The sequence below is a fragment of the Parablautia sp. Marseille-Q6255 genome (genome assembly GCF_951230155.1).
Taxonomy (GTDB): Bacteria; Bacillota; Clostridia; order Lachnospirales; family Lachnospiraceae; genus Choladousia.
In genome coordinates this window covers 158,665-181,110 of sequence record NZ_CATNVD010000003.1, presented here as the reverse complement: position 1 = coordinate 181,110, position 22,446 = coordinate 158,665, and the positions used below count along the sequence as shown (strand labels likewise).

General features: G+C 51.1%; 17 protein-coding genes, 3 pseudogenes and 1 other annotated feature. Of the genes and pseudogenes, 17 read left to right on the top strand and 3 right to left on the bottom strand.

The window, feature by feature from the left end; translation table 11 throughout:
• The first annotated feature begins 143 nt into the window (after positions 1 to 143).
• From QOX44_RS04335 to QOX44_RS04285, 11 genes and pseudogenes are all read left to right on the top strand, one after another.
• Positions 144 to 938: an ABC transporter permease gene (locus QOX44_RS04335; RefSeq protein WP_283681521.1), complete on the top strand. Its 795-nt coding sequence runs from the start codon at positions 144 to 146 to the stop codon at positions 936 to 938.
• Positions 939 to 983: 45 nt separating this feature from the next.
• Positions 984 to 1,499, top strand: a pseudogene (locus QOX44_RS18195) (ABC transporter ATP-binding protein); the annotation flags it as partial.
• Between the two features lie 258 nt (positions 1,500 to 1,757).
• Positions 1,758 to 2,897, top strand: a complete 1,140-nt coding sequence (gene glf / locus QOX44_RS18190) for a UDP-galactopyranose mutase (protein WP_283681613.1) — start codon at positions 1,758 to 1,760, stop codon at positions 2,895 to 2,897.
• Positions 2,894 to 4,642 carry a CDP-glycerol glycerophosphotransferase family protein gene (locus QOX44_RS04320; RefSeq protein WP_283681520.1) on the top strand — a complete coding sequence of 583 codons (1,749 nt, stop codon included), beginning with the start codon at positions 2,894 to 2,896 and terminating at the stop codon, positions 4,640 to 4,642. The genes glf and QOX44_RS04320 overlap by 4 nt, the downstream gene beginning before the upstream one ends.
• The gene (locus QOX44_RS04315) at positions 4,618 to 5,745 is read left to right on the top strand and encodes a CDP-glycerol glycerophosphotransferase family protein (protein WP_283681518.1); all 1,128 of its coding nucleotides are present in this window, start codon (positions 4,618 to 4,620) and stop codon (positions 5,743 to 5,745) included. The genes QOX44_RS04320 and QOX44_RS04315 overlap by 25 nt, the downstream gene beginning before the upstream one ends.
• 120 nt (positions 5,746 to 5,865) lie before the next feature.
• Positions 5,866 to 6,657 (top strand): IspD/TarI family cytidylyltransferase, encoded by a 792-nt coding sequence (locus tag QOX44_RS04310; RefSeq protein WP_283681515.1) that lies wholly within the window; start codon positions 5,866 to 5,868, stop codon positions 6,655 to 6,657.
• Positions 6,647 to 7,753 carry an NAD-dependent epimerase/dehydratase family protein gene (locus QOX44_RS04305; protein ID WP_283681514.1) on the top strand — a complete coding sequence of 369 codons (1,107 nt, stop codon included), beginning with the start codon at positions 6,647 to 6,649 and terminating at the stop codon, positions 7,751 to 7,753. The genes QOX44_RS04310 and QOX44_RS04305 overlap by 11 nt, the downstream gene beginning before the upstream one ends.
• Positions 7,737 to 8,381: a hypothetical protein gene (locus QOX44_RS04300; RefSeq protein WP_283681512.1), complete on the top strand. Its 645-nt coding sequence runs from the start codon at positions 7,737 to 7,739 to the stop codon at positions 8,379 to 8,381. The genes QOX44_RS04305 and QOX44_RS04300 overlap by 17 nt, the downstream gene beginning before the upstream one ends.
• Positions 8,382 to 8,390: 9 nt before the next feature.
• A complete protein-coding gene (locus QOX44_RS04295) occupies positions 8,391 to 10,271 on the top strand; it encodes a LicD family protein (RefSeq protein ID WP_283681511.1) in 1,881 nt (626 codons plus the stop codon).
• 18 nt (positions 10,272 to 10,289) lie between these two features.
• Positions 10,290 to 11,288 (top strand): glycosyltransferase family 2 protein, encoded by a 999-nt coding sequence (locus QOX44_RS04290; RefSeq protein ID WP_283681509.1) that lies wholly within the window; start codon positions 10,290 to 10,292, stop codon positions 11,286 to 11,288.
• A 75-nt stretch (positions 11,289 to 11,363) separates the two neighbouring features.
• Positions 11,364 to 13,154: a fibronectin type III domain-containing protein gene (locus QOX44_RS04285; RefSeq protein ID WP_283681507.1), complete on the top strand. Its 1,791-nt coding sequence runs from the start codon at positions 11,364 to 11,366 to the stop codon at positions 13,152 to 13,154.
• 133 nt (positions 13,155 to 13,287) lie between these two features.
• Here the strand turns inward: QOX44_RS04285 and QOX44_RS04280 are convergent.
• Positions 13,288 to 13,518: pseudogene (locus tag QOX44_RS04280) on the bottom strand (hypothetical protein); the annotation flags it as partial.
• An 87-nt stretch (positions 13,519 to 13,605) separates the two neighbouring features.
• On the opposite strand from QOX44_RS04280, the gene QOX44_RS04275 reads away from it, so the two are divergent.
• A complete protein-coding gene (locus QOX44_RS04275; RefSeq protein WP_009263863.1) occupies positions 13,606 to 15,078 on the top strand; it encodes an IS1182 family transposase in 1,473 nt (490 codons plus the stop codon).
• Positions 15,079 to 15,169: 91 nt separating this feature from the next.
• Here QOX44_RS04275 and QOX44_RS04270 read toward each other — a convergent pair.
• Positions 15,170 to 15,604, bottom strand: a pseudogene (locus QOX44_RS04270) (metallophosphoesterase family protein); the annotation flags it as partial.
• Positions 15,605 to 15,635: 31 nt separating this feature from the next.
• Positions 15,636 to 17,549 (bottom strand): BMP family ABC transporter substrate-binding protein, encoded by a 1,914-nt coding sequence (locus tag QOX44_RS04265; RefSeq protein ID WP_283681505.1) that lies wholly within the window; start codon positions 17,547 to 17,549, stop codon positions 15,636 to 15,638.
• Between the two features lie 35 nt (positions 17,550 to 17,584).
• Here QOX44_RS04265 and QOX44_RS04260 point away from each other — a divergent pair, with 35 nt between their 5' ends.
• The 5 genes from QOX44_RS04260 to QOX44_RS04240 all read left to right on the top strand — a co-directional run bounded on the left by QOX44_RS04260 (position 17,585) and on the right by QOX44_RS04240 (position 22,412).
• Entirely contained in the window at positions 17,585 to 17,911 is a 327-nt protein-coding gene (locus QOX44_RS04260) for a hypothetical protein (protein WP_283681503.1), read from the top strand.
• A complete protein-coding gene (locus QOX44_RS04255) occupies positions 17,871 to 18,773 on the top strand; it encodes an RluA family pseudouridine synthase (protein ID WP_283681501.1) in 903 nt (300 codons plus the stop codon). The genes QOX44_RS04260 and QOX44_RS04255 overlap by 41 nt, the downstream gene beginning before the upstream one ends.
• 33 nt (positions 18,774 to 18,806) lie before the next feature.
• Positions 18,807 to 19,418 carry a nucleoside recognition protein gene (locus QOX44_RS04250; protein WP_283681499.1) on the top strand — a complete coding sequence of 204 codons (612 nt, stop codon included), beginning with the start codon at positions 18,807 to 18,809 and terminating at the stop codon, positions 19,416 to 19,418.
• Between the two features lie 31 nt (positions 19,419 to 19,449).
• Positions 19,450 to 19,649 (top strand) — a binding site (T-box leader).
• 44 nt (positions 19,650 to 19,693) lie between these two features.
• Positions 19,694 to 21,133: a proline--tRNA ligase gene (proS, locus tag QOX44_RS04245; protein ID WP_283681497.1), complete on the top strand. Its 1,440-nt coding sequence runs from the start codon at positions 19,694 to 19,696 to the stop codon at positions 21,131 to 21,133.
• A 31-nt stretch (positions 21,134 to 21,164) separates the two neighbouring features.
• On the top strand, positions 21,165 to 22,412 hold the full coding sequence (locus QOX44_RS04240; RefSeq protein ID WP_283681496.1) for a GDSL-type esterase/lipase family protein: 1,248 nt from the start codon (positions 21,165 to 21,167) through the stop codon (positions 22,410 to 22,412).
• Positions 22,413 to 22,446: the final 34 nt, after the last annotated feature.

Sequence of the window (22,446 nt, the reverse complement as noted above, 5' to 3'; positions counted from 1 at the left end):
GAAGATTCCCCGGATGGCTTTTGGGCTGTCCGGGGAATTTTGCATCTGCGTTATCTGCAATCCGAGTATTTTCGTTGAAATGCCATAGCAGGTATGCTAAAATAAAAAGATGGTATGAAAAGAAGAAATGCGGAGGGAAAATTATGGATCTGTTGAAATACCGTATAAAAACGCTGTTCCGGTATCAGGACCTGATCAGGGAGCTGGTGAGCAGGGATCTGAAGCTGAAATACAGACGCAGCTTTCTCGGATATGTGTGGAGTATCTTGAACCCGCTGATGATCATGATCGTACTGGCGATCGTGTTCTCCAATCTGCTTGGTAAAAATATCGAGAATTATCCGGTATATCTGTTTACCGGCCGTCTGCTGTTTGACTTCATGAAAAACGGAACGACAAACGCTATGCGTTCTGTGACCGGAAATGCGTCACTTTTGCGGAAGGTATACGTACCCAAGTATATCTTTACGCTGTCAAAGGTGACAAGCTGTACACTGGATCTTGTATTTTCGCTCGGCGCGATGCTGATCGTTATGCTGGTGACAGGAGCGCCGTTTCACTGGCATCTCCTGCTGATGCCGCTTGTGATCATCCAGCTGTATATCTTTTGTGTGGGACTTGGATTTTTCCTCGCGCAGCTTAATGTATTTTTCCGGGACGTGCAGCATATTTATGCGGCAGTGCTGACGGCGTGGCAGTACCTGACGCCGATCATTTATGATCTTGACAAGCTCGAGGGGATCCCGTGGCTCGTGGTGCTGATCAAAGGCTTTAATCCGATGTATTACTATGTGGCTCAGTTCCGTGATCTCGTGTATTATGGACAGTTCCCGGGGATGCGGATTTTCCTGGGCGGCTGGCTGATCGCATTTTTGATGCTGTTTGTCGGCGTATGGTCTTTCCAGAGAGCAAAGGATAAATTTATTTTATATATTTAATGGAAAGAAGCTCTGTGCGACTAATTTTGGAAATGGAGAACAAAGATGAGCAAATATGCAATAGAAGTGGATAACGTAAAAATCCGGTTTAATCTCTCCAATGAGAAGGTTGACAATCTCAAGGAGTATGCGATCAAGCTGGTCCGTCATGAGCTGATGTTCCAGGAGTTCTTTGCGCTTAAAGGAGTCAGCCTGAAGATAAAAAAAGGCGAGGCGTGGGGTCTGGTCGGGGCAAACGGATCGGGAAAATCTACACTGTTAAAGACGATCAGCGGTATTTTGAAGCCGTATGAGGGAAGCGTAAAAATAAACGGGAGCATTGCCCCTCTGATCGAGCTGGGCGCCGGATTTGACGGCGATCTGACTGCAAGGGAGAATATTTATCTCAACGGTCTCGTGCTGGGACATTCCAGAGAATTTATGGATGAGCATTTTGATGAGATCGTTGAATTTTCCAATCTGGAAAACTTTCTGGACTCTCCGGTGAAAAATTTCTCTTCCGGTATGAAGGCAAGACTCGGGTTTTCTGTCGCGACGATCGTGAACCCGGATATCCTGATCGTGGACGAGGTGCTTGAGGTCGGAGATATGCGCTTCCGAAGGAAATGTAATGAGCGCATGCAGCAGATGCTCTCCGGCGGGACAACGCTTCTTTTTGTCTCGCATAATATCGAAGCAGTGAAGAATCTGTGTGAAAAGGCCGTCTGGCTGGATCACGGAGAGATACGGATGATCGGAGACGCGCAGGAGATCTGTGAGACGTATCAGGCGGAGCAGGAGCGTCTTACGAAGGAAAAGAAGCGCGAGCACAGGGAAAAGCTGCGCAGAGAAGGAAAAAAATACGATTATCTGATCGTGGGCGCAGGACTGTACGGGGCAGTCTGTGCGAAGGAGCTGACAAAGCGGGGCAAGCGCTGTCTGGTGATCGACAAGCGAAGCCACATCGGGGGCAATGTCTATACAGAGGATGTGGATGGCATCCAGGTACATCGGTACGGCGCGCATATTTTCCACACGAGCGATCCGAAGCTGTGGAAATACGTGAACCGCCTGGCAGAGTTTAATAACTACATCAACGCTCCGGTGGCGGTGTATAAGGATGAGCTGTACAATCTTCCCTTTAATATGAACACCTTTAGTCGGCTCTGGAACGTGCGCACCCCGAAGGAGGTAAAAGAAAAGATTGCTTCCCAGATCGCGGATCTGCATATTACAGAACCGAAAAATCTGGAGGAGCAGGCGCTGTCCTTAGTCGGGACAGACGTTTATGAGAAGCTGATCAAGGGCTATACGGAGAAGCAGTGGGGGCGTGACTGCAAGGATCTTCCGGCATTTATCATCAAACGCCTGCCGCTGCGGTTTACGTATGACAATAATTACTTTAACGATCGGTATCAGGGGATCCCGATCGGCGGATACACAAAGCTTGTGGAGCGTCTTCTGGAAAATACAGATGTCATGCTGGATACGGATTTCTTTGCGTACCGCAAAGAGCATCCCGATATGTTTGAAAAGGTCATTTACTCCGGTATGATCGATGAATACTTTGATTATTGCTACGGTCATCTGGAATACCGCACGGTGCGTTTTGAGACAGAGCGTATCCCGGAGGAGAACTATCAGGGCAATGCCGTTGTGAACTATACAGACCGGGAGGTCCCGTATACGAGGATCATTGAGCATAAGCATTTTGAACCGGAAGCAGAGCGGGAGGCTCCAAAGGATTTCACGATCATTTCCAGAGAATACTCGACGGAGTGGCAGCCGGGCAGTGAGCCGTATTATCCGGTAAATGATGAAAAAAATAATGCATTGTATGCGAGATACCGGGAGCTTGCGGATAAGGAAAAGAACGTTATTTTTGGCGGGCGGCTCGGGACGTATCAGTATTATGATATGGACAAGGTGATCACCGCCGCGATCACGGATATCAAAAAGGAGCTGAAGATCAAGGTATGAGTGAAGCGGCTGCTGCGGGCTGTGTCAGCATAGATATATTGGAGTATGAAGGCGGGCTGCTGCGCATAGATGGAAATGCAGACGGGCAGCTTCTGAAGAGAGGGACGCTGTCAGTCCGGATCAACGGCGCAGATGTTCCGGTGCACTGGTCCGAAAGACGCGCGCAGGCCGTGGCCGGGAAAGAGGTATTTTCCGGGCGGGTGGCTTTTGCATCAGAGATCTGCATCAGAGAGCTGTCGGCGGATAATATCCTGAAGTTTATATGGCGCGCACCCGATGGGGAAGAACGGCGTCTTCCGATACTGGCAGCAAATTACCAGGCAAGGCTGCACAGTGACTTGAAAAAGTGCTGGTGGAGCTTTGGCACAGGCAGGTGCGTATATCTCGTGACATGGGCAGATGACAGGAGCCTGCACGCTTCTGGGGAGCCCGCAAAAAACGGCGCGGCGCCATACGCGCTTCGCATCCGGCGCGCCGGATATGGCCGGCGTATCAGGCAGGAGCTTGGGTTTCTTGGAGAGATCCTGTGTGCAGAAAACGGTTCCAGAAAAATGTTTCTGATGCGCTGTCAGTACTGGCTAGCCTATCCGGCCTATATGAAAAAAAATATCTGGATCACATTTGATAAGCTGTATAAGGGCGGCGACTGCGGAGAATATTTTTATAAATATCTGTGCAGCCGCACAGAGTCAGACATTATTCCGGTCTATGTGATCCGTGGGGATGCGCCGGATTACCGCAGGCTGCAGGGGCAGGGGTATCATCCGGCTGCATACCGCAGCAAAAAACAAAGACTTGCGTATCTGTTTGCTTCTATGGTATTTGGGACACACAGCGGGGTAAACTCGTTTTGCGGGTTTAATAACTGGGAGATCCGCTTTGTGCAGGACCGTCTGCGCGCCGTCAATACGTGTATTCAGCACGGGCTTTCGGTGCAGGATCTCAGTGCAGATTCCAATCGGGCAGTCAATAATAATAAGCGCTATTACTGTGCGTCCTCCTGTGAGATTGAGAACCTTTCCAGACCTGCGTATGATTATGCGCCGGAGACGCTGCGGCTTACCGGGATCCCCCGGTATGACGGGCTGGTCAATGACGACCGCAGGCAGATCCTGATCACGCCGACGTGGCGCGCATATCTGGCGGTCCAGTCTGTCATGGGAGAGGCGCGGGGGTACAATCCCGAGTTTCGCAATACGCAGTATTTCCAGCTGTTTCAGTCGCTGCTGGATAATGAGAAGCTTCGGGCGTGTGCGAAGGAGTGCGGGTACAGGATCATTTATCTGCTGCATCCGGTGATCAGCGCGCAGAAAAAGGACTTCCGGGAGCCGGAAGGTGTAAAGATCTGCACGGCGCTTGATACAGATTATGAAACGATCCTGACACAGTCAAGTCTGATGGTGACGGATTATTCCGGCGTCCAGTTTGATTTTGCATATATGAGAAAGCCGGTTGTATATTTTCATCCGAAGGAGCTGCCGCCGCATTATGGTGACGGCGGTTTTGATTATGAAAAGCAGGGCTTTGGCGAGATCTGTGCGACGCTGGATGTACTGGTAGATACGCTGTGTGATTATATGCGCCGTGGATGTTCTTTAAAAGAAGTATACCGTGCGCGTCAGGATGCGTTTTTTGCTTACAGCGATCAGGAAAATTGCCGCCGCATCTACGAGGATGCGAGAAGGTATCAGGAAGAAGCGCGAAGCAGGAAGGAGACCGTATGTTCCGTATCAGACAGTATATAAAAATGTTTCTGCAAAATGTCCTGCTTCCTGTTGTCTATGCCTGCTTTCGCCATGCGCCCATCCGGGAGGGGTCAGTGATCTTTGCGGACGCCCACCATACGCAGATGCCGTTTTCCATGCGGCGCATGTATGAGGAGGTCTGTGAACTGGAACGTCAGGGAAAATGCCGGACGGAGCTGTTTGTCTGTGATTTTGGCAGCCTGTCGTCTGTCGCGCTGGCGAGGTATCTCCTGCGCTTTATGAAGCAGTATGCGACGGCACAGTACGTGTTTATCTGCGATTATTATCTGCCTGTCGCTTCCTGCAAAAAGCGCTCCGGGACAACCGTTGTCCAGCTGTGGCATTCCTGCGGTCTGATGAAAAAGATCGCGTATGATACAGGGCAGGACATACCGAAGAATTATAAAGGCGATATGTTTGGAAATTATTCGTACCTCACATTGAGCGCAGAGGTCTGCGTACCGGTTCATGCACGTGCGCTGCGTCTTGCGCCAGAGCGGATCTGTGCGACCGGGGTGAGCAGGACGGATTATTATTTTGATAAAGAATGGAAGGAAAGCTGCAAAGAGCGGTTTTACAGCAGGTATCCGCAGGCAAAAGGAAAACGGATCGTGCTGTGGGCGCCGACCTTTCGCGGAAATGCAGCGATGCCCCGTCTGGAAGGCCTGGAGGAAATGCGCAGTGCAGTGCAGGAGCTTGGCGAAGCGTGGTATTTGATCGTGAAAGCGCATCCGCATGTGGACGCTCATGGAGCTGTCTCAAACTGCGAGCTTCCGACAGAGGAGCTTCTGCCGGTCGCTGATGTGCTGGTGACAGATTACTCCTCTGTTTTGTTTGACTATCTGCTGTACGAAAAACCGGCAGTCCTCTTTGCACCGGATCTGCAGGAGTACGAAGCCGGAAGAGGGTTCTACCTGGATTACAGACAGATCCCGTTTCCTCTGGCGTGTACGCAGCAGGAGCTTAAAAAGGCGCTGTGCGGATCCTGGATATGGGCAGATGAGCATAAGGAAGAGATCAGCGCCTTTCGCAGGGAGTATGTCGGCGCGTGCGACGGGCATGCCACAAAGCGGATACTGAAGCTTGCCGGGCTTTTGCAGTGACGCAGACAGCTGGCGGAGCGCGCAGCCGGAAAAGCAGATAATAAGGGCTGTATAGAGGATACGCTGCAGCGTGCGGATGTGCCGGGATGGCAGCGTATCAGAAAGAAAAGGAGGCCATATATGAATATTGCGATCATTTTTGCCGGAGGAAGCGGCGTGCGTATGGGGGCAGGAGTGCCGAAGCAGTTTCTGGAGATCAATGGAAAGCCGATCCTGATCCATACGCTTCAGCTTTTTCAGGAGCATGAGGAGATTGACCGGATCTATCTGGCAATGAATGCGGACTATATCCGGTATGCGCAGCAGCTGGCAGTCGATTACCGCATTGATAAGCTGGCGGCAGTCGTGGAAGGCGGAGAGACTGCGCAGGATTCGATCTATCATGCGCTTTCAAGGGCAGCGCAGGAAAATCCGGAGGATTCTGTGGTGCTGATCCATGATGGCGTGCGACCGGTCGTCGGGTATGGAGTCATCAGTGACAACATCGAAAGTGTGAAAAAGTACGGCAGTGCGATCACCTCCACGCTGTGCTATGAGACTGTGCTGGTGAGCAGGGATGGATGTACTGTAGATGAGATGCCGCTCAGAAAGGAGAGCTACACGGCGCAGGCGCCGCAGAGCTTTTATCTGAAGGACATCATAGAGGCGCATGAGATGATCCGAAATATGCCGACCCGCTACGAAAATATGGTGGATGCCTGCACGATCTACCGTGCGCTTGGCAGACAGCCGCATATGGTGATCGGCAACCGTGGGAATATCAAGGTGACAACGCCGGAGGATGTGTATATGTTCCGTGCGCTTTTACAGTATAAGGAAAATGAGCAGGCGTTTGGTTTCGGACTGACGGACCGTCTGGCAGCAAAGATGAACCGCTATAAGAGACAGGGGAAGACGGAAAATGAAAAATAAGATCTGGGAACAAAATTCAGTGCTGCAGCAGGATCTGGAGCAGATCGCTGCGTCAGAGCAGATCGACTGGGAAAAGCTTGCCGGCAGGAGTATTCTGATCACAGGAGCGACCGGGCTGATCGGCAGTCTGCTCGCGCGCAGCCTCGTGTGCGCGTCACAGATAAGAGGACTTGGCATCCGGGTGCTCGCATTTGTCAGAAATGAGGAAAAAGCAAAGACACAGTTTGCATCGTATCTTGGAAGCGGGCTGGAGATCGTGTCTGGGGATGTCAATCTGCCGATCCGGTATGAGGGTAACGTAGATTATATTTTCCATACAGCAAGTGTCACAGCTTCGAAAGATTTTGTCAACCGTCCGGTCGAGACGATCCTCACTACGCTCAAAGGGACGGAGCATGTGCTGGAGCTGGCAAAAAAGAAGCAGGTGTCCGGCATGGTATATCTTTCGTCCATGGAAGCGTACGGCGTGGTAGATGAGCAGCACTATAATGTCAGGGAGACGGATTACGGATACATTGATCCGCTCCAGGTGCGCAGCAGCTATTCTGAAGGAAAGCGTATGGCGGAGGGGCTGTGCGGCGCATATGCGCACGAGTATCAGGTGCCTGTATGCACCGCCCGCCTGGCGCAGACGTTTGGCGCAGGGATCGCAAAAACTGAAAACCGTGTGTTTGCGCAGTTTGCCCGCAGTATTATGGAAGGAAGTGATATTGTGCTCCATACGGATGGCAGTAAGGCACACTGCTACTGCTATACGGCAGATGCGGTGCTGGGGCTTTTGACGGTGCTCCTTCGCGGTACACCCGGAGAGGCGTACAATATTTCCAATCAGGAGACCTTCTGCTCGATCCGGGAGATGGCGCAGATGCTGATCGACGGACATCCGGGCGGCAATACAAAGCTCGTATTCGATATTCCTGAGGATGCGAATACATTCGGCTATGCGCCGACATCACGTATGCTCGTCAATTCAGAGAAGCTAAATGCGCTTGGATGGAAGGCCCAGACAGATCTGCCGGAGATGTTTGAGCGGCTGATGCGGTATATGGATGAGGAAACGCACCGGGAAAGGAAATCATATGACACAGAAGCTTGAGAGAGATGAGCGCCTGTCAAAGGAGCTGCGGGATGCCCTGGCGGGAAAGCGGATCCTGCTGTTCGGGCTGGAAAAAGGATCCGCAGGGAGCTTTTTGCAGGAGCTGACTGAGGCGGCAGAGCAGCCCGGACATACATTTACCGTGCTGCAGGAGGCGGAAGAGATCACGCCGGAGGATTACGTGATACTGTTCGCAGATGAGACGGGCTCTCCCGGCGCAGCGCTGGAGCTTGCAGCGTCAGGACGTCCGGCAGGAGCGCTCTTTATGAGCGGATCCTGCGTATACGGAACGTGCTTTGGGACCCGGAAGCCAAGAGAGGAGCATGAGCTGGGCTATGCCTGTCATACTGCCGCCGCAGACCGGAGAGCTTCCGGGCTGCGCATTGCGGAAAATCTGGTGCACCGTCTGGCAGTCGAGGAAGGCGTGCATATTGCGGTCGCCCGTATGCCGGAGCATCCGGACGGGATGCGGACGGTCGAGGCGGCCATGCAGGTGCTGCTATACGGAAAACCGGGGGAGGCGTACAATCTTCCGGGGAAGTGTGCGGCGCAGGAGGAACACTCTCCCCTCTCACCGATACAGATTGTGACAGATACAAAAAAAGTGCAGGCGTTGATAAGGAAGTAAGGATAGAATATGTTACTGCGAGATTATTTGAACGAATTTGAACTGGACTGGGCGCAGGCGCCCGTGCGCTCGGAGCTGATATCTGCAGCGAAACTAAAGGGGGCGAAGGTTCTGCTGCTGGGCGCGCAGCCGGAGCTTAATAAGGCGGTGGCATGGTCCTTTTTGGCGTGGAATGACAGCGCCAAGGCAGGGATCTGTGTGGGCGAGGCAGATCTGACCGACGGCTCCTGGGAGATGGGGCAGCTGTATTCGGAGGAGGCTTTTTTGCCGGAGCAGGCGGACTACGTGATACTTACCGGGTTTTGCTGCCGGAAGATCCCGGGTGTGCTGGAGGGTATGGCGTATCTGAGAAAGCTCGATGCGCTTCTGGCAGCGGTCGCGAAGCTTTCCTGCCGGCGTGTGCTGCTCTTGTCAGACGGACGTATATACGGAAGACTCGGCTATGGTTTTGCAGCCTCCGAATATGAATCAGGAAAGACCGACCCGTGCGCGGACGGCTACGAGGCGCAGTATTTCCTTCAGGCGATTGAGCGCAGATTTACAGAAACGCTTCAGGAAAAAAAGGTTCCCTATAATATCCTGCGCACAGGGCTGATCTATGGCGCGGGTATCCCCATGATGGAGCATCCGGTTCTCCGGCTGGCAGAAAAGACAGTAAAGGAAGAGCCGGTGGAGCTTGTGCTGTCGCAGGAGCGCTGCTCTTATATCAGTATCCATGATGTGCTGACCGCGATCCAGTTCGTGCTCACAGGGACGCCGGAGCACAAGATATTTAATGTTTCGGGGCTTTCCTCGGATGCTTCCGTGGGAGAGCTGGCGATGATCCTCTATAATAACTTTCCGGAAAAATGCCGCATCACACTCAGGAGTATGCCTGAACAGGAGCGATCAGGAGAGGCGATCTGGCTGAATACGCAGCTGATCCGTCATTACGGTTTTGAGCCGAAGGTATCGCTTGAGGACGGTATGATCATTCTTGTAAAGAGTCTGATGCAGACGGGAGATGTATTTATTTTTGACAATACGTACCTTGGAAAGCTTGACAGGGTCCAGAAGATCCTGCTGGGCTATCTGCTGGAGATCGACCGCATCTGTAAAAAGCATGATATTAAGTATTTTCTTGCCGGAGGCACACTGCTGGGGGCGATCCGCCATCACGGATTTATTCCGTGGGATGACGATGCGGATGTGATGATGCTGCGGGAGGATTATGACAAGTTTCAGCGCGTAGTGCAGGAGGAGCTGCCGGACAATATTTTTTTGCAGCTTCCGCACACAGAAAAAGGCAATTATAATCCATTTACCAAGCTGCGGATCAATAATACGATGTTTGCAACGGAATTTACCGGGCATTTTATGGATATGCACAACGGGATCTTCTTTGACGTGCTCTCGCATGACCGGACCGGGCAGCATAAATGGTCGCAGAAGCTTCATCTGATGGCGACGATGCTGACGCGCTCCATCGTGTTTAACAAGTGGGGCGACACAGATATCAAAGGGGGCGGCGCGCATCCGATCATCTGCAAGATCGTCGATCATGTAAAATATCTGATCCCGATGCCGCTGGCGCTCTGGGCGCAGAACCGGTCGCTGGAGTTTTTTAAAAACAGAAAAACAGAGTATCTGTATGATGGAATGGGACGGAACCTAAAGCGCGGCGCTTTTCCGGCGAAGTGGCTGGATGAGGCAGTGTATGTAGATTTTGAGGGTTATCAGTTCCCTGTCCCAAAAGAATATGACAAATATCTGACCTACCTTTATGGAGACTATATGCAGATGATCCCGGTCAGCCAGCGCAGAACGAGCCACAGTATCGTGCTGATGGACCTCGGAGCATACGGAGATTACCGGCTGGAGCAGACAAAAGGAAGATCTGACGAAAAATAGGAGGAACAAGAACAGGGCATGCTTTCAGTGATATTACCGGCTTACAACGAAGAGAAAATGATACAGAAGGCTGCGGATACGGTGGGTGCGATCCTTGCACAGGCATCCATTCCCTACGAACTCGTATTTGTAAATGACGGATCAAAGGATGCGACGTGGGAGGCGATCGAGCGTGCGGCACAGACGGATCATCATATAACAGGCATAAATTTTTCAAGGAATTTCGGGAAGGAGTCAGCCATGCTGGCAGGTCTTGCCAATGCGTCAGGAGATTGCTGTGCAGTCATGGACTGTGATCTGCAGCATCCGCCTCAGGCGCTTGTCGAGATGTACCGCCTGTGGGAGCAGGGGTATGAGGTAGTTGAGGGTGTGAAGCGGACGCGCGGACGGGAGAGCGCGCTTCATCGCGCCAGTGCGGGGCTGTTTTATCGGATCATCTCCGGAGCAGTAAAGATCGACATGACGCGGGCATCGGACTTTAAGCTGCTCGATCGCAGGGCAGTAGACGCGCTTCTGACAATGCCGGAGCGCAGCGTATTTTTCCGGGCGCTGTCCTCCTGGATCGGCTTTCATAAGACGACGGTAGAATTTGATGTACAGGAGCGCACGGAAGGGGAGTCCAAGTGGTCGACCTGGTCGCTCGTGCAGTATGCGGTCAAGAATATTGTCGCATTTTCGACCGTGCCGATGCAGTTCGTGACAGTCGCAGGGCTTTGCGTGTTCCTGTTCGGGATCGTGCTGGGTATCCAGACGCTGATCAGGTATTTCAGCGGACATGCGATCGAGGGCTTTACGACGGTGATCCTCCTGATCCTGATCATCGGAAGCGTCATCATGATCAGTCTTGGTATCATCGGGTACTATATCGCGAAGATTTATGAGGAAGTAAAAGGACGGCCGCGCTATCTGATCGCAAAGACGATCCGTGCAGGAAAGGCGGAACCGGAAGGACGTACAAAAACATCGGGGAAAGAAGAGATACAAGAGGGAGAAGGCCTGAAAAAATGCGGCAAATAGTGGAAAACGCTGGAAACCGCAGGGGGTTTCTGGTAATATGAAGCTGTATAGAAAACAGGCAAGGAGGGAACGGTTATGAAACAAAGGAAAAAAATCCTGAAACGTATGAAAAACGGAGCAGGGATGCTTATTCTTGCGCTTGGACTGGCATGGACAGCAGGAGCGGGAGAGGCACAGGCAGCAATAGAACAGGAACGGGAGCCGAACGGTTCGTTCACACAGGCAATGTCTCTGACATTTGGCCGTACGTGTTTCGGCAAGGCAGACGGAGACAATGATAAGGACTGGTATACCTTTTCGCTGTCGCAGCCGTCAGGAGTAGCTGTCAGCGTTGAGACAGACCGTCCTTTGGGGACTTCCAACTACGCATGCAAATTTTATAAGGCAAATGAGAAGGGTGATCCGCAGGTTGTCACAGAAGGAAACGGCAGTTTTAATTCAATGGACCTGGGCGCAGGCAGATATTATATTTCTCTGGACTGCGGCGCAGGAAAAGTTTCTGAATATGCGGTTACAGTAAATACCACATGGGTTCCAAATGACGTAAATGGAGAAAAAGAGTGGAATAATACTTTATCGCAGGCACAGAAGATCGATCGATATGGTTCGGATGCAATATCCGGAACGATCGTATACGGACTTCAGGATGAAGACTGGTTTTTATTTGAGACAAATTCGGATTATGACCTGTATCCGCACTTTTCGTCATCTGCGATAGATTCCGGTGACGCGGTGACGGCGGTGCTGTGCGATGAAAATGGAAAAGTACTTTCCAGTGTGACAAAGTCCGATCGGACAGAGGTAAGCGGAAAAAGTGTGCCGGCAAAGAAGGGGAAATATTACGTTCATATCACGGCGGCGCCGAAGGATCCGGAGTTTGCAAATGATGTGGCAAACTATACATTTCTTCTGGGAAAGAATCGATACACAGGCGGCAGCACCGGTTCGGGCGGAACATCGGGCGGCAATACAGGAGGAACGACAGGGGACAATAAGCCGACAACTCCGTCAAAGCCGCAACCAGATAAGCCGCAGAAGCCGCAGGATACGAAGCCGGAGCTTTCCAGGGTGAAGATCACGGATGCAAAGAGCAGCAAGGCAGGCTGGGCAACGCTTGAGTGGAAGAAGGATGCGCAGGCGGACGGCTATGAGATCCGGTATTCCAGAAGCAAGTCCTTTAAAAGCGATGTCAAAACAGTCAGAGTCAGCGGGAACAGTAAGGTAAAGAAAACGATCAAGAATCTGACGAAGGGGAAAACGTACTATTTTCAGGTACGTTCCTACTGTACGGCAGACGGGAAGCGGATTTATGGAGATTACAGTAAGACCGCTAAGGTAAAGGTATTGGGATCCTCTCAGACAGGTAAGCTCAATAAGACAAAAGCGACGATCGCTGTCGGCGGTAAGACGACGCTCAAACTAAACGGTGTTTCCGGCAAGGTCACATGGAAGAGCAGCAAACCGGACGTTGCATCGGTATCGAAAGGAAAGGTGCTGGGAAAGAAAGCAGGAAAGGCAAAGATCACAGCCTCCTGTGCCGGAAAGACGTATGCATGCACGGTTACAGTCGTGCCGCAAAAGGCGAAGCTTACCTCTGTGAAAAGTCAGAAGCCGGGGAAGGCTGTTTTGAAATGGAAAGCAGTCCCGAAGGTAAAGGGATATCAGATCCGTTATTCCACGGATAAGTCTTTCAAGAAGAATGTGAAAATGGTGACAGTCGCGAAGGCGAAGGCAAAGACAGCTACGATTACCAGACTGGCAAAAGGAAAGACGTATTATTTCCAGCTCCGCGCTTATGCAGCAAGCGGTGGAAAGAACCTGTACGGGGCATACAGCAGTACAGCAAAAGTGAAGGTTCGCTCCTGACGAAAGTTTAACATCATAGAATATTATAGATCATCCGCTATATAAAGGAGCTGCCGCAGTGCACAAGATGAGGTATCATCTGCGCTGAGGCAGCTCTTTTTGATTACAGAACTTTTGTGTGATAAAAAATCTGTTAGGCTTCGTCTGGCGCCGGGACAGGAATACCGTAGCGGAGGGGGCTCGGCACGGCTGCCTCATAGTCGAAAACAAACCGTTCGTACGCATTGATCACAGTGGTGGACTGATATTTGTCGCAGCGTTTGTGCGCTCCCCCGTACGACATATGTACGTGTCCGTGGAGAAAATATTTTGGCTTGTACTTTTCCATCAGACGGATAAACTCCTGAAAGCCCTGATGGGTCAAGGGCACTGAAAAAGTCTGATTCTAAAAAAGAATTGGGCTTTTTTATTATTTCCATTATAATAGAAATATAAGGAAGGAGGACCTATCATGTTAAAAGATCATTCGCAGTTACAATTATCATTGTCACCTTATCAGGGGCTTTATGATGCGATCATTCCCGCAGATCATCTTTTGCGTAGAATTAAAGAAAATATAGACTTCAGCTTTGTAAATCCAATGCTTCGTAAGCAATATTGTGAAAATTTCGGTCGCCCAGCAAAGGAACCAGAAATGATGTTTAAACTACTTTTCCTGAAAAAGCTGTACGATCTTTCTGACGAAGCCCTGATTAGCAGCGCCCAGACGGACATGGCATATAAATTTTTCCTTGATCTGGAACCAGAAGCAAAAATGATAGATCCCAGTCTTCTCACAAAATTCAGAAAAACTCGTATTACAGAAGATATTCTGGAAGAAATGTTAAAAGAAACCATTCAACAGGCTTTGGATAAAAACCTGATCAAATCGGGAACCATTATCGTTGATTCCACCCATACAATTGCTTCTGTCCGGGCAAAATCTCCAACGCAGATTCTGCGGGATATGAGCAAACAACTTCGGAAAGAGGTTTATAAAACAGCTTTTGAATTATCAGAGCGATTTCCTGAAAAACCCTCTTTGGAAGCAGGGCTGGATGAAGAAATTGCCTATACTAAGGAACTACTCCAGGTTCTGGAGGAAGGAATAAAATCCTGTGGAAATAAAAAGATACAGAAACTTTCTCATGAAATGAAAGAACTACTAGAAGATGAGCGGCTCAAAGAGATCCGATCCAAAGATGATAAAGATGCACGGTTTGGACATAAAACGGCAACCAGTACGTTCTATGGATATAAGAATCATCTTGCGATGACTGAAGAACGTCTCATTGCGGGGATCACTGTAACAGATGGAGGAGCACCAGATGGGCAGGAATTACCAAAACTGATAGAAAACGCGAAGGAAAATGGAATAAAAGTTACAGAAGTTATAGGCGATATGGCATATGTCAGTGATGACAATCTGGAAGTCTGCGGAAAAGAGATTACATTGATTGCCAGGACCAATACAGCAGTAGCTGCTGCAGCAAACGGGAACCTTGAGGAAGGTTTCTGCTTTAATAAAGATGCTGGGATGCTGCAGTGTCCTGCCGGAGAGCTTTCCACGCGTGTAGAAAAAAGAACGGCAAAAAATGGGAATACTTATTTAAGATATATATTTAGCAAAGTAACGTGTCGGAAATGCCCCCAAAGAGAAAAATGCCGTGTAGGAAGATCAAACGCTAAAACAAGAAGCTACAGTATCACGCAAGCAAGTGAGAAAAATCTTGAAAGGCTTAAATTTGAAGAAAGCGAATATTTTCAGGAGCGAATGAAGATTCGGCACAGGATAGAAGAAAAGAATGGAGAACTAAAGGAAGCTCACGGTTTGCGTAAAGCAGATTCGAGAGGTTTATTTGCTATGCATCTGCAAATGTATTTTACGGCATTTACAGCAAATGTAAAACGAATAGTAAGATTAGAAGAGCTGGCTATGGAGTAAACCATAGCTTTTTATGATTTTCCTAAGTAAAGATTTGAAAATAATAGAAAAGAAAAACTTCCACTTAAGAAGAAATGGAAGTTTTTCAGTGCCCTTGATGGGTCAGGTCGCGGCCGTCGTTCAGCTGATATGCCGGGGCATGGGTCACGAGAATATCAAAACCGCGGTGGAGAAGGATCTGGAACCACAGCTTGCGGACGCGGCGGCGCATTTCCTGTTCCGTATACTGAAAGCCTCCCGGACGGTAGCGCATCGAACCGCCCAGACCGAGGATGCGGATCCCCTCGTATACGTAGATAGAGTCGTCAATGCAGGTACAGCCTTCCGGCGGGGTCCTCAGATATTTTTCATCATGATTTCCATGGATATAGAGGACCGGGATGGAGGTCATGGTCGTGAGGAAGGAAAGGTAGTTTGGATGAAGATCCCCGCAGGAGATGATAAGATCGATCCCCTCCATTTTCTTCCTGTCGTAATGATCCCATAAGTAGGCGGATTCTTCGTCTGCGATTGCCATAATGCGCATATTGTTTTACCTCTTGCTTTCGTATACCGTGTTACGGATCGAGCGTCTGTATACCCTGCTGCAGGACGACAGGCGCTGCGTGATCCAGGATCTGCTCTGGTCCGGGGATCTCTCCGATGACATTTTCTGCGAGCCAGTTCATCTTCACGATCTCCTCGGGAGAGAGTGAACCGTCCGGGTTCCCCCTGACGATGCCTGTCTGTGCGTGGATCGCACCGGAGAATGGATTAAAGGATCCGGAACAGATGGTGTGTTTTAAAAGCTCAACAAGACGCTGTGTGCCAAGCGGAAGGTTCTGTGAGCAGATCACGTCGACAACGCCGGAGGACATGCCCCACCAGTAGTTGATCGCTTTGTTGGAAGGGCTGTCCTGCTTCCAGGAGCCATTTATGATCGTGCGGATCAGCTGCTCATAAAATTTACCCCAGTGGCACAGCGGCATAGCCAGATTGTGCGGCCGTCCGTCTGCCATATGGTACAGACCGAAGTAGCGCGAGGCGTCTTCCGGGATCACCATATCTCTGGCAGAGATACACGATGGCTGGACAAGCCGGAGATCGTCATCGAGATTCGTGTTCTTTTTGGAGGACCATTCCAGAAATACCTGCACGCGGGGATTGATCATCCGGGCACCCAGGGCAAAGGCGTTGATGTTCGCGATGCTTCCGAAAAGCGGATAATCCTCAATGTACATCACGCGGTCATTTTCCGCCATAGCGCCTGCGATCGCACCCATCAGGAATTTTGCTTCGTGCATCCGGGCGTAGTACGTGCGGATATAGCGGTGCGAGGTGTTCAGAGAACAGTTCAGGATGCGCACATTTGGATGTGCGATCGCTGCCTTTACACTGGCCGGGGCAAAGACCGGGGTGGTCGTAAAGATCAGATTGCAGCCGTTGGCGATCGCCGCTTCCAGACATTCTTCGATCAGGTTTGCCGAGATATTGTCATAGCATACGGTTGTTAACTCGTCCGGGAAGGTCTGGTTCAGATGAAGCCGTCCCAGCTCGTGTGCATAGGTCCATGCCGAGGAGGCAGCTGTTTTTTCGTAAATAAACGCTACCTTCAGTTTGGCTGGTCTGGACGCACCGGCGGGAAGGATGCGGGCAAACAGCGGTTTTTTGTCAGAGGGCGGATTCATCTGCAGATCGATCTCCTGCTCGTTTTCCAGGAGCCGGAACTCCTCCCAGCTTCTGATCACGAGCTCCTTGATCTGCGTGGTGGTCTTTTCGCCCAGGTTTCGATAGCCGTAGAGAGTGATAAAGGACAAAAAGGCGTCCCCGGGCGTAATCTTCAGCTTCTTTCCGCCGTTTGCTTCAAAGGCGGACGTAAAGCGGGAGTAGGTAGAGCTGAAATTGATCTTTTCGTCATCGGTCCAGCTTTCTCCGGCCTTTTTTCCGACTGCCTTCTGAAGCTTCAGAAAGCTTCCCTCTTTCGAGAACCAGATATAATTGATTTTGGAAAGGTTATAGAAATCTACAAATTCATAGTAGATTTTGTTTTCTTTTTCGTCTGTCCGTTTGGGCATGATGCGGATGACGTTTCCAGGGATTGAGATCGCCTGATAATATTTCATGACGCTGACGCGTTTATTTCCCTCTTCTACATAGAAACGGTTCATATATTCGTACGCTTTGATCGGATCGCGGATGCCCTCGTCTTCATGTGCAGAGCTCAGATTCGCCCATTTTCTGGCAAACTCTGTCCTTTCATCAAGAATCGGCATAAAGCTGCCGGAAAAAGCATTGCTTCTTCCTTCGTAACGCGTACCGACGATCTGGTCGATCGGAATCTGCACAAGGCCGAGCGGGACGATCGATCCTCCTTCATTGGGAGGAAGAATACTGTCAAGAACCTCGAGCGTAGGACGCTCACCGCGCAGCAGGCGCATCTGATAATCTCTTTTGCCCATTCGGCAGGCTTTTTTGTAATCCTCCATAGACATAGCAGAACTCCCCCTTTTGGCGTTTTACTACAGTTATGCGTAACTGGATGCTGATACTACAAAACATTATAGACGCAGCGTATGGAGAAATCAAGCAGAGAAGCGTCTGTGAAAGTCGAAAATCACGGGAGAAAAGCGGCAGAGGGTATCTGCGCCGGCGCAGCAGGCAGGAAGAAGGAGACCCAAAGGAAGCGCAGGCGAAGGCAGAGATGAAAAGAGCTTGCGGGAAGGAGGAGCCGCATGGTAGACTGGAGCAAAAAGCGATGGAAAGGCGCAGAAAACAGAAAAAATGCAAAGACAGGCTGCAGGAGGTGGGAAAGGATGGAGAAAAGAGTAAGCTGTGTGGCAGGCGGGGAGGATGAGGGAAAGACGCTGGAGCAGGTGCTGCGGACCCGGCTGCATTTATCGCGTAAGGAGATCAGCCGCGCAAAGTTTCGAGAGGGAGGGATCTGCGTCAACCAGGTCCCGAGAAGGGTGACTTACCGGGTTAAAGCGGGGGACCGGATCGAGGCGCTCCTGGAAGAAAAGGAGGCCTCCGTTCATCTGGTAGCGGTCCGCAAAGCGCTTACTGTTGTTTATGAGGATGCGGATGTGATCGTTATGGATAAGCCGGCAGGGCTTGTCACACATCCGGCCGGAGGTCATTATGACGATACACTGGCAAACCGTCTGCTTGCCTATCTGCAGGAAAAGCAGGAGGACTCTGTCATACGCATCATGGGGAGGCTTGATAAGGATACCTCGGGACTTGTGCTGGCTGTGAAAAACAGAGCAGCCGCTACCCGCCTGGAGCGGCAAAGAGAAGCGGGACAATTTTATAAAACGTATCTTGCAGTTACGCAGAGGATCCCTGAGCAAAAAGAAGGAAGGATCGAAAAGCCGATCGGTCCGGATCCCGATGACAGAAGAAAAATGCGGGTCGATGCATCGGGAAAGGCTGCCGTGACGAGGTATCAGGTCATAGAGCAGTCCGATCACGGAGCGCTGATCCGGGTACGGATCGACACGGGGCGGATGCATCAGATCCGGGTGCATCTGGCGTCGATCGGGTGTCCATTAAGGAATGATCCGCTGTACGCAGGCGGGGAGCCTTCCGGGCGGATGGCGCTCCACGCAGAGACGCTGCATTTTTATCAGCCATTTACGGGGGAGGAGATCACGGTAAAGAGTCCGGGAGTTTTTCAAAAGGATGGGTATTATGTGAAGGAGGACGGAATAAAATAGAAGAAAGCCAGGAGAAGGATCGGGGGCTATCGGATGAATTATATCTGGGGAGGTATGATACTGGCAGGCGTAGTGTGGGGGACTCTGACCGGAAATGTCAGTGCGGTATCAGATGCGGTGCTGGATTCTGCCAGAGAGGCAGTGACGCTTTGCATTACCATGCTGGGCGTGATGGGGCTTTGGATGGGGCTTATGGAGATCGCCAGTGAGGCGGGGCTTGTGCAGGCGGTTTCCAGGAAGATCCGTCCGTTTATCCGTTTTCTGTTTCCAAACATACCAAAGGAGCATCCGGCGAATGAGCATATTACGATGAACTGCGTTGCGAACATTCTCGGACTGGGATGGGCGGCGACTCCGGCGGGATTAAAGGCGATGGAGGCGCTGGCGCAGCTGGAAGAAGAGCGCAGACAAAAAGGGTGCGGGCGCGCCATGAGCGCAGGAGTGGCAAGCAACGAAATGTGCACCTTCCTGATCTTAAATATCTCTTCTTTGCAGCTGATCCCGGTCAATGTCATCGCCTACCGGGCGCAGTACGGAAGCGTCAATCCTGCGGCGATCGTCGGTCCCGGGATCGTGGCAACGGCGGCAAGCACAGCGGCGGCTGTTCTTTTTTGCAAATGGATGGATCGAAAATCTCTGTCTTGACAAATCCTTCTGTCTCTTTTACAATGGCAATAACTCAGCGATGAAGAAGAATAGTAGTCCAGGAGCGCTTTTCAGAGAGAGACCGGGTGGTGCGAGGTCTTGGGCAGCAGGGACGAACCGGCTTTGGAGCATCTGCAGGAAGCTGCAGCGTATTCTGGCGTTAACAGAGTAAGGAAGAGAACAGCGCAGGCTGTTAATGAGGGTGGTACCGCCGGTATTCCGGTCCCTTGCGGGGACTGGATACCGGCTCTTGTTTTATAAAGGAGGAAAAGGATATGGCAAAGGAAAAGAAACTGGTCGAGGCGATCACTTCCATGGAGGAAGATTTCGCACAGTGGTACACGGATGTAGTAAAGAAAGCAGAGCTGATCGATTACACGAGCGTAAAGGGCTGCATGGTGATCAAGCCGGCGGGATATGCGATCTGGGAAAATATCCAGCATGAGCTGGATGCCAGATTCAAGGCGACGGGTGTTGAGAATGTATATCTGCCGATGTTTATTCCGGAAAGTCTGCTTCAGAAGGAGAAGGATCATGTAGAAGGATTCGCACCGGAGGTTGCATGGGTGACGCACGGAGGGCTGGAGCCGCTGCAGGAGAGAATGTGCGTCAGACCGACTTCAGAGACGCTGTTCTGTGATTTTTATGCAAATGATATCCACTCTTACCGTGACCTGCCCAAGGTGTATAATCAGTGGTGTTCTGTTGTGCGCTGGGAAAAGACGACCAGACCGTTCCTGCGTTCCAGAGAGTTTCTGTGGCAGGAAGGACATACGGCGCATGCGACAGCAGAGGAGGCAGAGGAGAGGACGATCCAGATGCTCAATGTCTATGCAGACTTTTGTGAGGAGGTTCTGGCTATCCCGGTGATCAAGGGACGCAAGACAGATAAAGAGAAGTTTGCAGGCGCTGAGGCAACGTATACGATCGAGTCTCTGATGCACGACGGAAAAGCGCTGCAGTCTGGTACGAGCCACAACTTCGGGGATGGCTTTGCCAGAGCGTTTGGCATCCAGTTTGCGGATAAGGACAATACTTTAAAATATGTGCATCAGACTTCCTGGGGAATGACTACCCGTATGATCGGTGCGATCATTATGGTACATGGAGACAACAGCGGTCTGGTACTCCCGCCGAGGATCGCTCCGACTCAGGTGATGGTGATCCCGATCCGTCAGCAGCAGGAGGGCGTGCTGGATAAGGCAAATGAGGTGAAGGCGGCACTGCTGGCAGCAGGTCTTCGCGCGAAGCTGGATGACTCTGAGAAGAGCCCGGGCTGGAAGTTCTCAGAGCAGGAGATGCGCGGTATTCCGGTGCGTATCGAGCTGGGACCGAAGGATATCGAGGCAGGGCAGGCCGTGATCGTGCGCCGCGATACGCGCGAGAAGATCACAGCGCCGATCGCAGAGCTTGCAGATAAGGTGGCAGAGGTACTTGGCACCATGCAGAAGGATATGCTGGAGCGTGCGAGAGCGCACCGTGAGGCACATACGTACACGGCGACAACAAAGGAAGAGTTCACAGAAATTGCCAATAATAAGCCTGGATTTATCAAAGCAATGTGGTGCGGTGATCAGGCATGTGAGGATGCGATCAAGGAAGAGCTGTCTGTGACCTCGAGATGTATCCCGTTTGAGCAGGAGGAGCTTTCCGGCACATGCGTATGCTGTGGAAAACCTGCTAAAAAGATGGTTTATTGGGGAAAAGCGTACTAAAAACAGCTGTATACTTGTATAAGGGGATTGTATGAATAAAAAAAACAGATGGAGAAGGGGGCTGTGCCACTGCGCTCTTACGCTGCTTCTGCTGGCGGGGCTGTGTATCCCTGCGGCTGATGCAGACGCGGCATGGCAGGGCAGACAGCCGGACACTGTGCAGGTGAGACTGCCGGAAACACAAACCCCAAAGACGGGGACACAGGGGCCGGAGACGGAGCCGGAAACACAAACACCTCAGACGGGGACGCAGGGGCCGGAGACGGAGCCGGAAACACAAACACCTCAGACGGGGACGCAGGAGCCGGAAACGCAGGCTCCACAACCGGAGACGCAGGAGCCGGAAACACAGGCCCCACAACAGGAGACAGAGCCGGAAACGCAGGTTCCGCAGACGGATGCTCCACAGACGGAGACAGAAAACCAGCAGCCATCCAGGCCGGAGAAGCCGCGCCTGAATGAAACCTCTCTCAAGATGACACGAAAGAGGACGTATCAGCTGAAGCTTAAAGGCGCACAGGGGAAGGTACGCTGGAAGTCTTCCAATCCCTCGGTGGTTTCTGTCAGTGAAAACGGGCGCATAAAAGCAAAAAAGGCAGGGACGTGTGTCATTACTGCAAAATGTGCCGGAAAGAAGTACCGCTGCGATGTGCGGGTATATGAGTCCTCCAAAGAGTGGCGTCCGGGAGCGATTCTGGACATGTATCGCCCAAAGAAAGATAAGGGAAAGGTGATCCTGGCGGGCAGCTCCTATATGGAGCGCTGGGATACGGCGGAAAAGGCGCTGGAGCCGTTTGAGGTCCTGAATATGGGGATCGCCGGATCGAAGGCGGATGACTGGATCCGCCTGTATCAGAAGCTGCTTGTACCGTATAAGCCAAAGGCGATCGTGCTGTGTACCGGGGATAATAATATGAACGCAGGACCGGACAGCGAGTCCGGCAGTGCAACTGCACAGAAAGTCATATATCTGCTGAAGCAGCTGCAAAAGGAGCTGCCGGATACGGAGATTTATTATGTATCTGTGGCGCCGAATCCCAGACGCTGGAAGGTATGGTCACAGATGAAGGAGTGCAACCGCACAGTGGAGCAGTACTGTAAAACAAAGAAACGTCTCCATTTTATAGATATGACGCCGCATCTTCTCAAGAAGGGCGCTCTTCAAAAAAAGCTTTACTGTTCAGACCGTCTGCATCTGAATAAAAAAGGCTATAAAATATGGGGAGAGGTAATCGGAAACCGCCTCAGACAGGATATGCAGATACTGTTACGTCAATAATAAAGCAGGAAAAGGCTGTTGTAAAAGGCTGATT

Excerpts from the sequence above, each read along its gene's own strand:
- QOX44_RS04275 (WP_009263863.1), top strand. The coding sequence starts at position 13,606 with ATGTTAAAAGATCATTCGCAGTTACAATTATCATTGTCACCTTATCAG.
- QOX44_RS04260 (WP_283681503.1), top strand. The coding sequence starts at position 17,585 with ATGCGTAACTGGATGCTGATACTACAAAACATTATAGACGCAGCGTAT.
- QOX44_RS04290 (WP_283681509.1), top strand. The coding sequence starts at position 10,290 with ATGCTTTCAGTGATATTACCGGCTTACAACGAAGAGAAAATGATACAG.
- QOX44_RS04265 (WP_283681505.1), bottom strand. The coding sequence starts at position 17,549 with ATGTCTATGGAGGATTACAAAAAAGCCTGCCGAATGGGCAAAAGAGAT.
- QOX44_RS04315 (WP_283681518.1), top strand. The coding sequence starts at position 4,618 with ATGTTCCGTATCAGACAGTATATAAAAATGTTTCTGCAAAATGTCCTG.
- proS (WP_283681497.1), top strand. The coding sequence starts at position 19,694 with ATGGCAAAGGAAAAGAAACTGGTCGAGGCGATCACTTCCATGGAGGAA.
- QOX44_RS04320 (WP_283681520.1), top strand. The coding sequence starts at position 2,894 with ATGAGTGAAGCGGCTGCTGCGGGCTGTGTCAGCATAGATATATTGGAG.
- QOX44_RS04255 (WP_283681501.1), top strand. The coding sequence starts at position 17,871 with ATGGAGAAAAGAGTAAGCTGTGTGGCAGGCGGGGAGGATGAGGGAAAG.
- QOX44_RS04305 (WP_283681514.1), top strand. The coding sequence starts at position 6,647 with ATGAAAAATAAGATCTGGGAACAAAATTCAGTGCTGCAGCAGGATCTG.
- QOX44_RS04300 (WP_283681512.1), top strand. The coding sequence starts at position 7,737 with ATGACACAGAAGCTTGAGAGAGATGAGCGCCTGTCAAAGGAGCTGCGG.
- QOX44_RS04250 (WP_283681499.1), top strand. The coding sequence starts at position 18,807 with ATGAATTATATCTGGGGAGGTATGATACTGGCAGGCGTAGTGTGGGGG.
- QOX44_RS04240 (WP_283681496.1), top strand. The coding sequence starts at position 21,165 with ATGAATAAAAAAAACAGATGGAGAAGGGGGCTGTGCCACTGCGCTCTT.
- QOX44_RS04310 (WP_283681515.1), top strand. The coding sequence starts at position 5,866 with ATGAATATTGCGATCATTTTTGCCGGAGGAAGCGGCGTGCGTATGGGG.
- QOX44_RS04295 (WP_283681511.1), top strand. The coding sequence starts at position 8,391 with ATGTTACTGCGAGATTATTTGAACGAATTTGAACTGGACTGGGCGCAG.
- QOX44_RS04285 (WP_283681507.1), top strand. The coding sequence starts at position 11,364 with ATGAAACAAAGGAAAAAAATCCTGAAACGTATGAAAAACGGAGCAGGG.
- QOX44_RS04335 (WP_283681521.1), top strand. The coding sequence starts at position 144 with ATGGATCTGTTGAAATACCGTATAAAAACGCTGTTCCGGTATCAGGAC.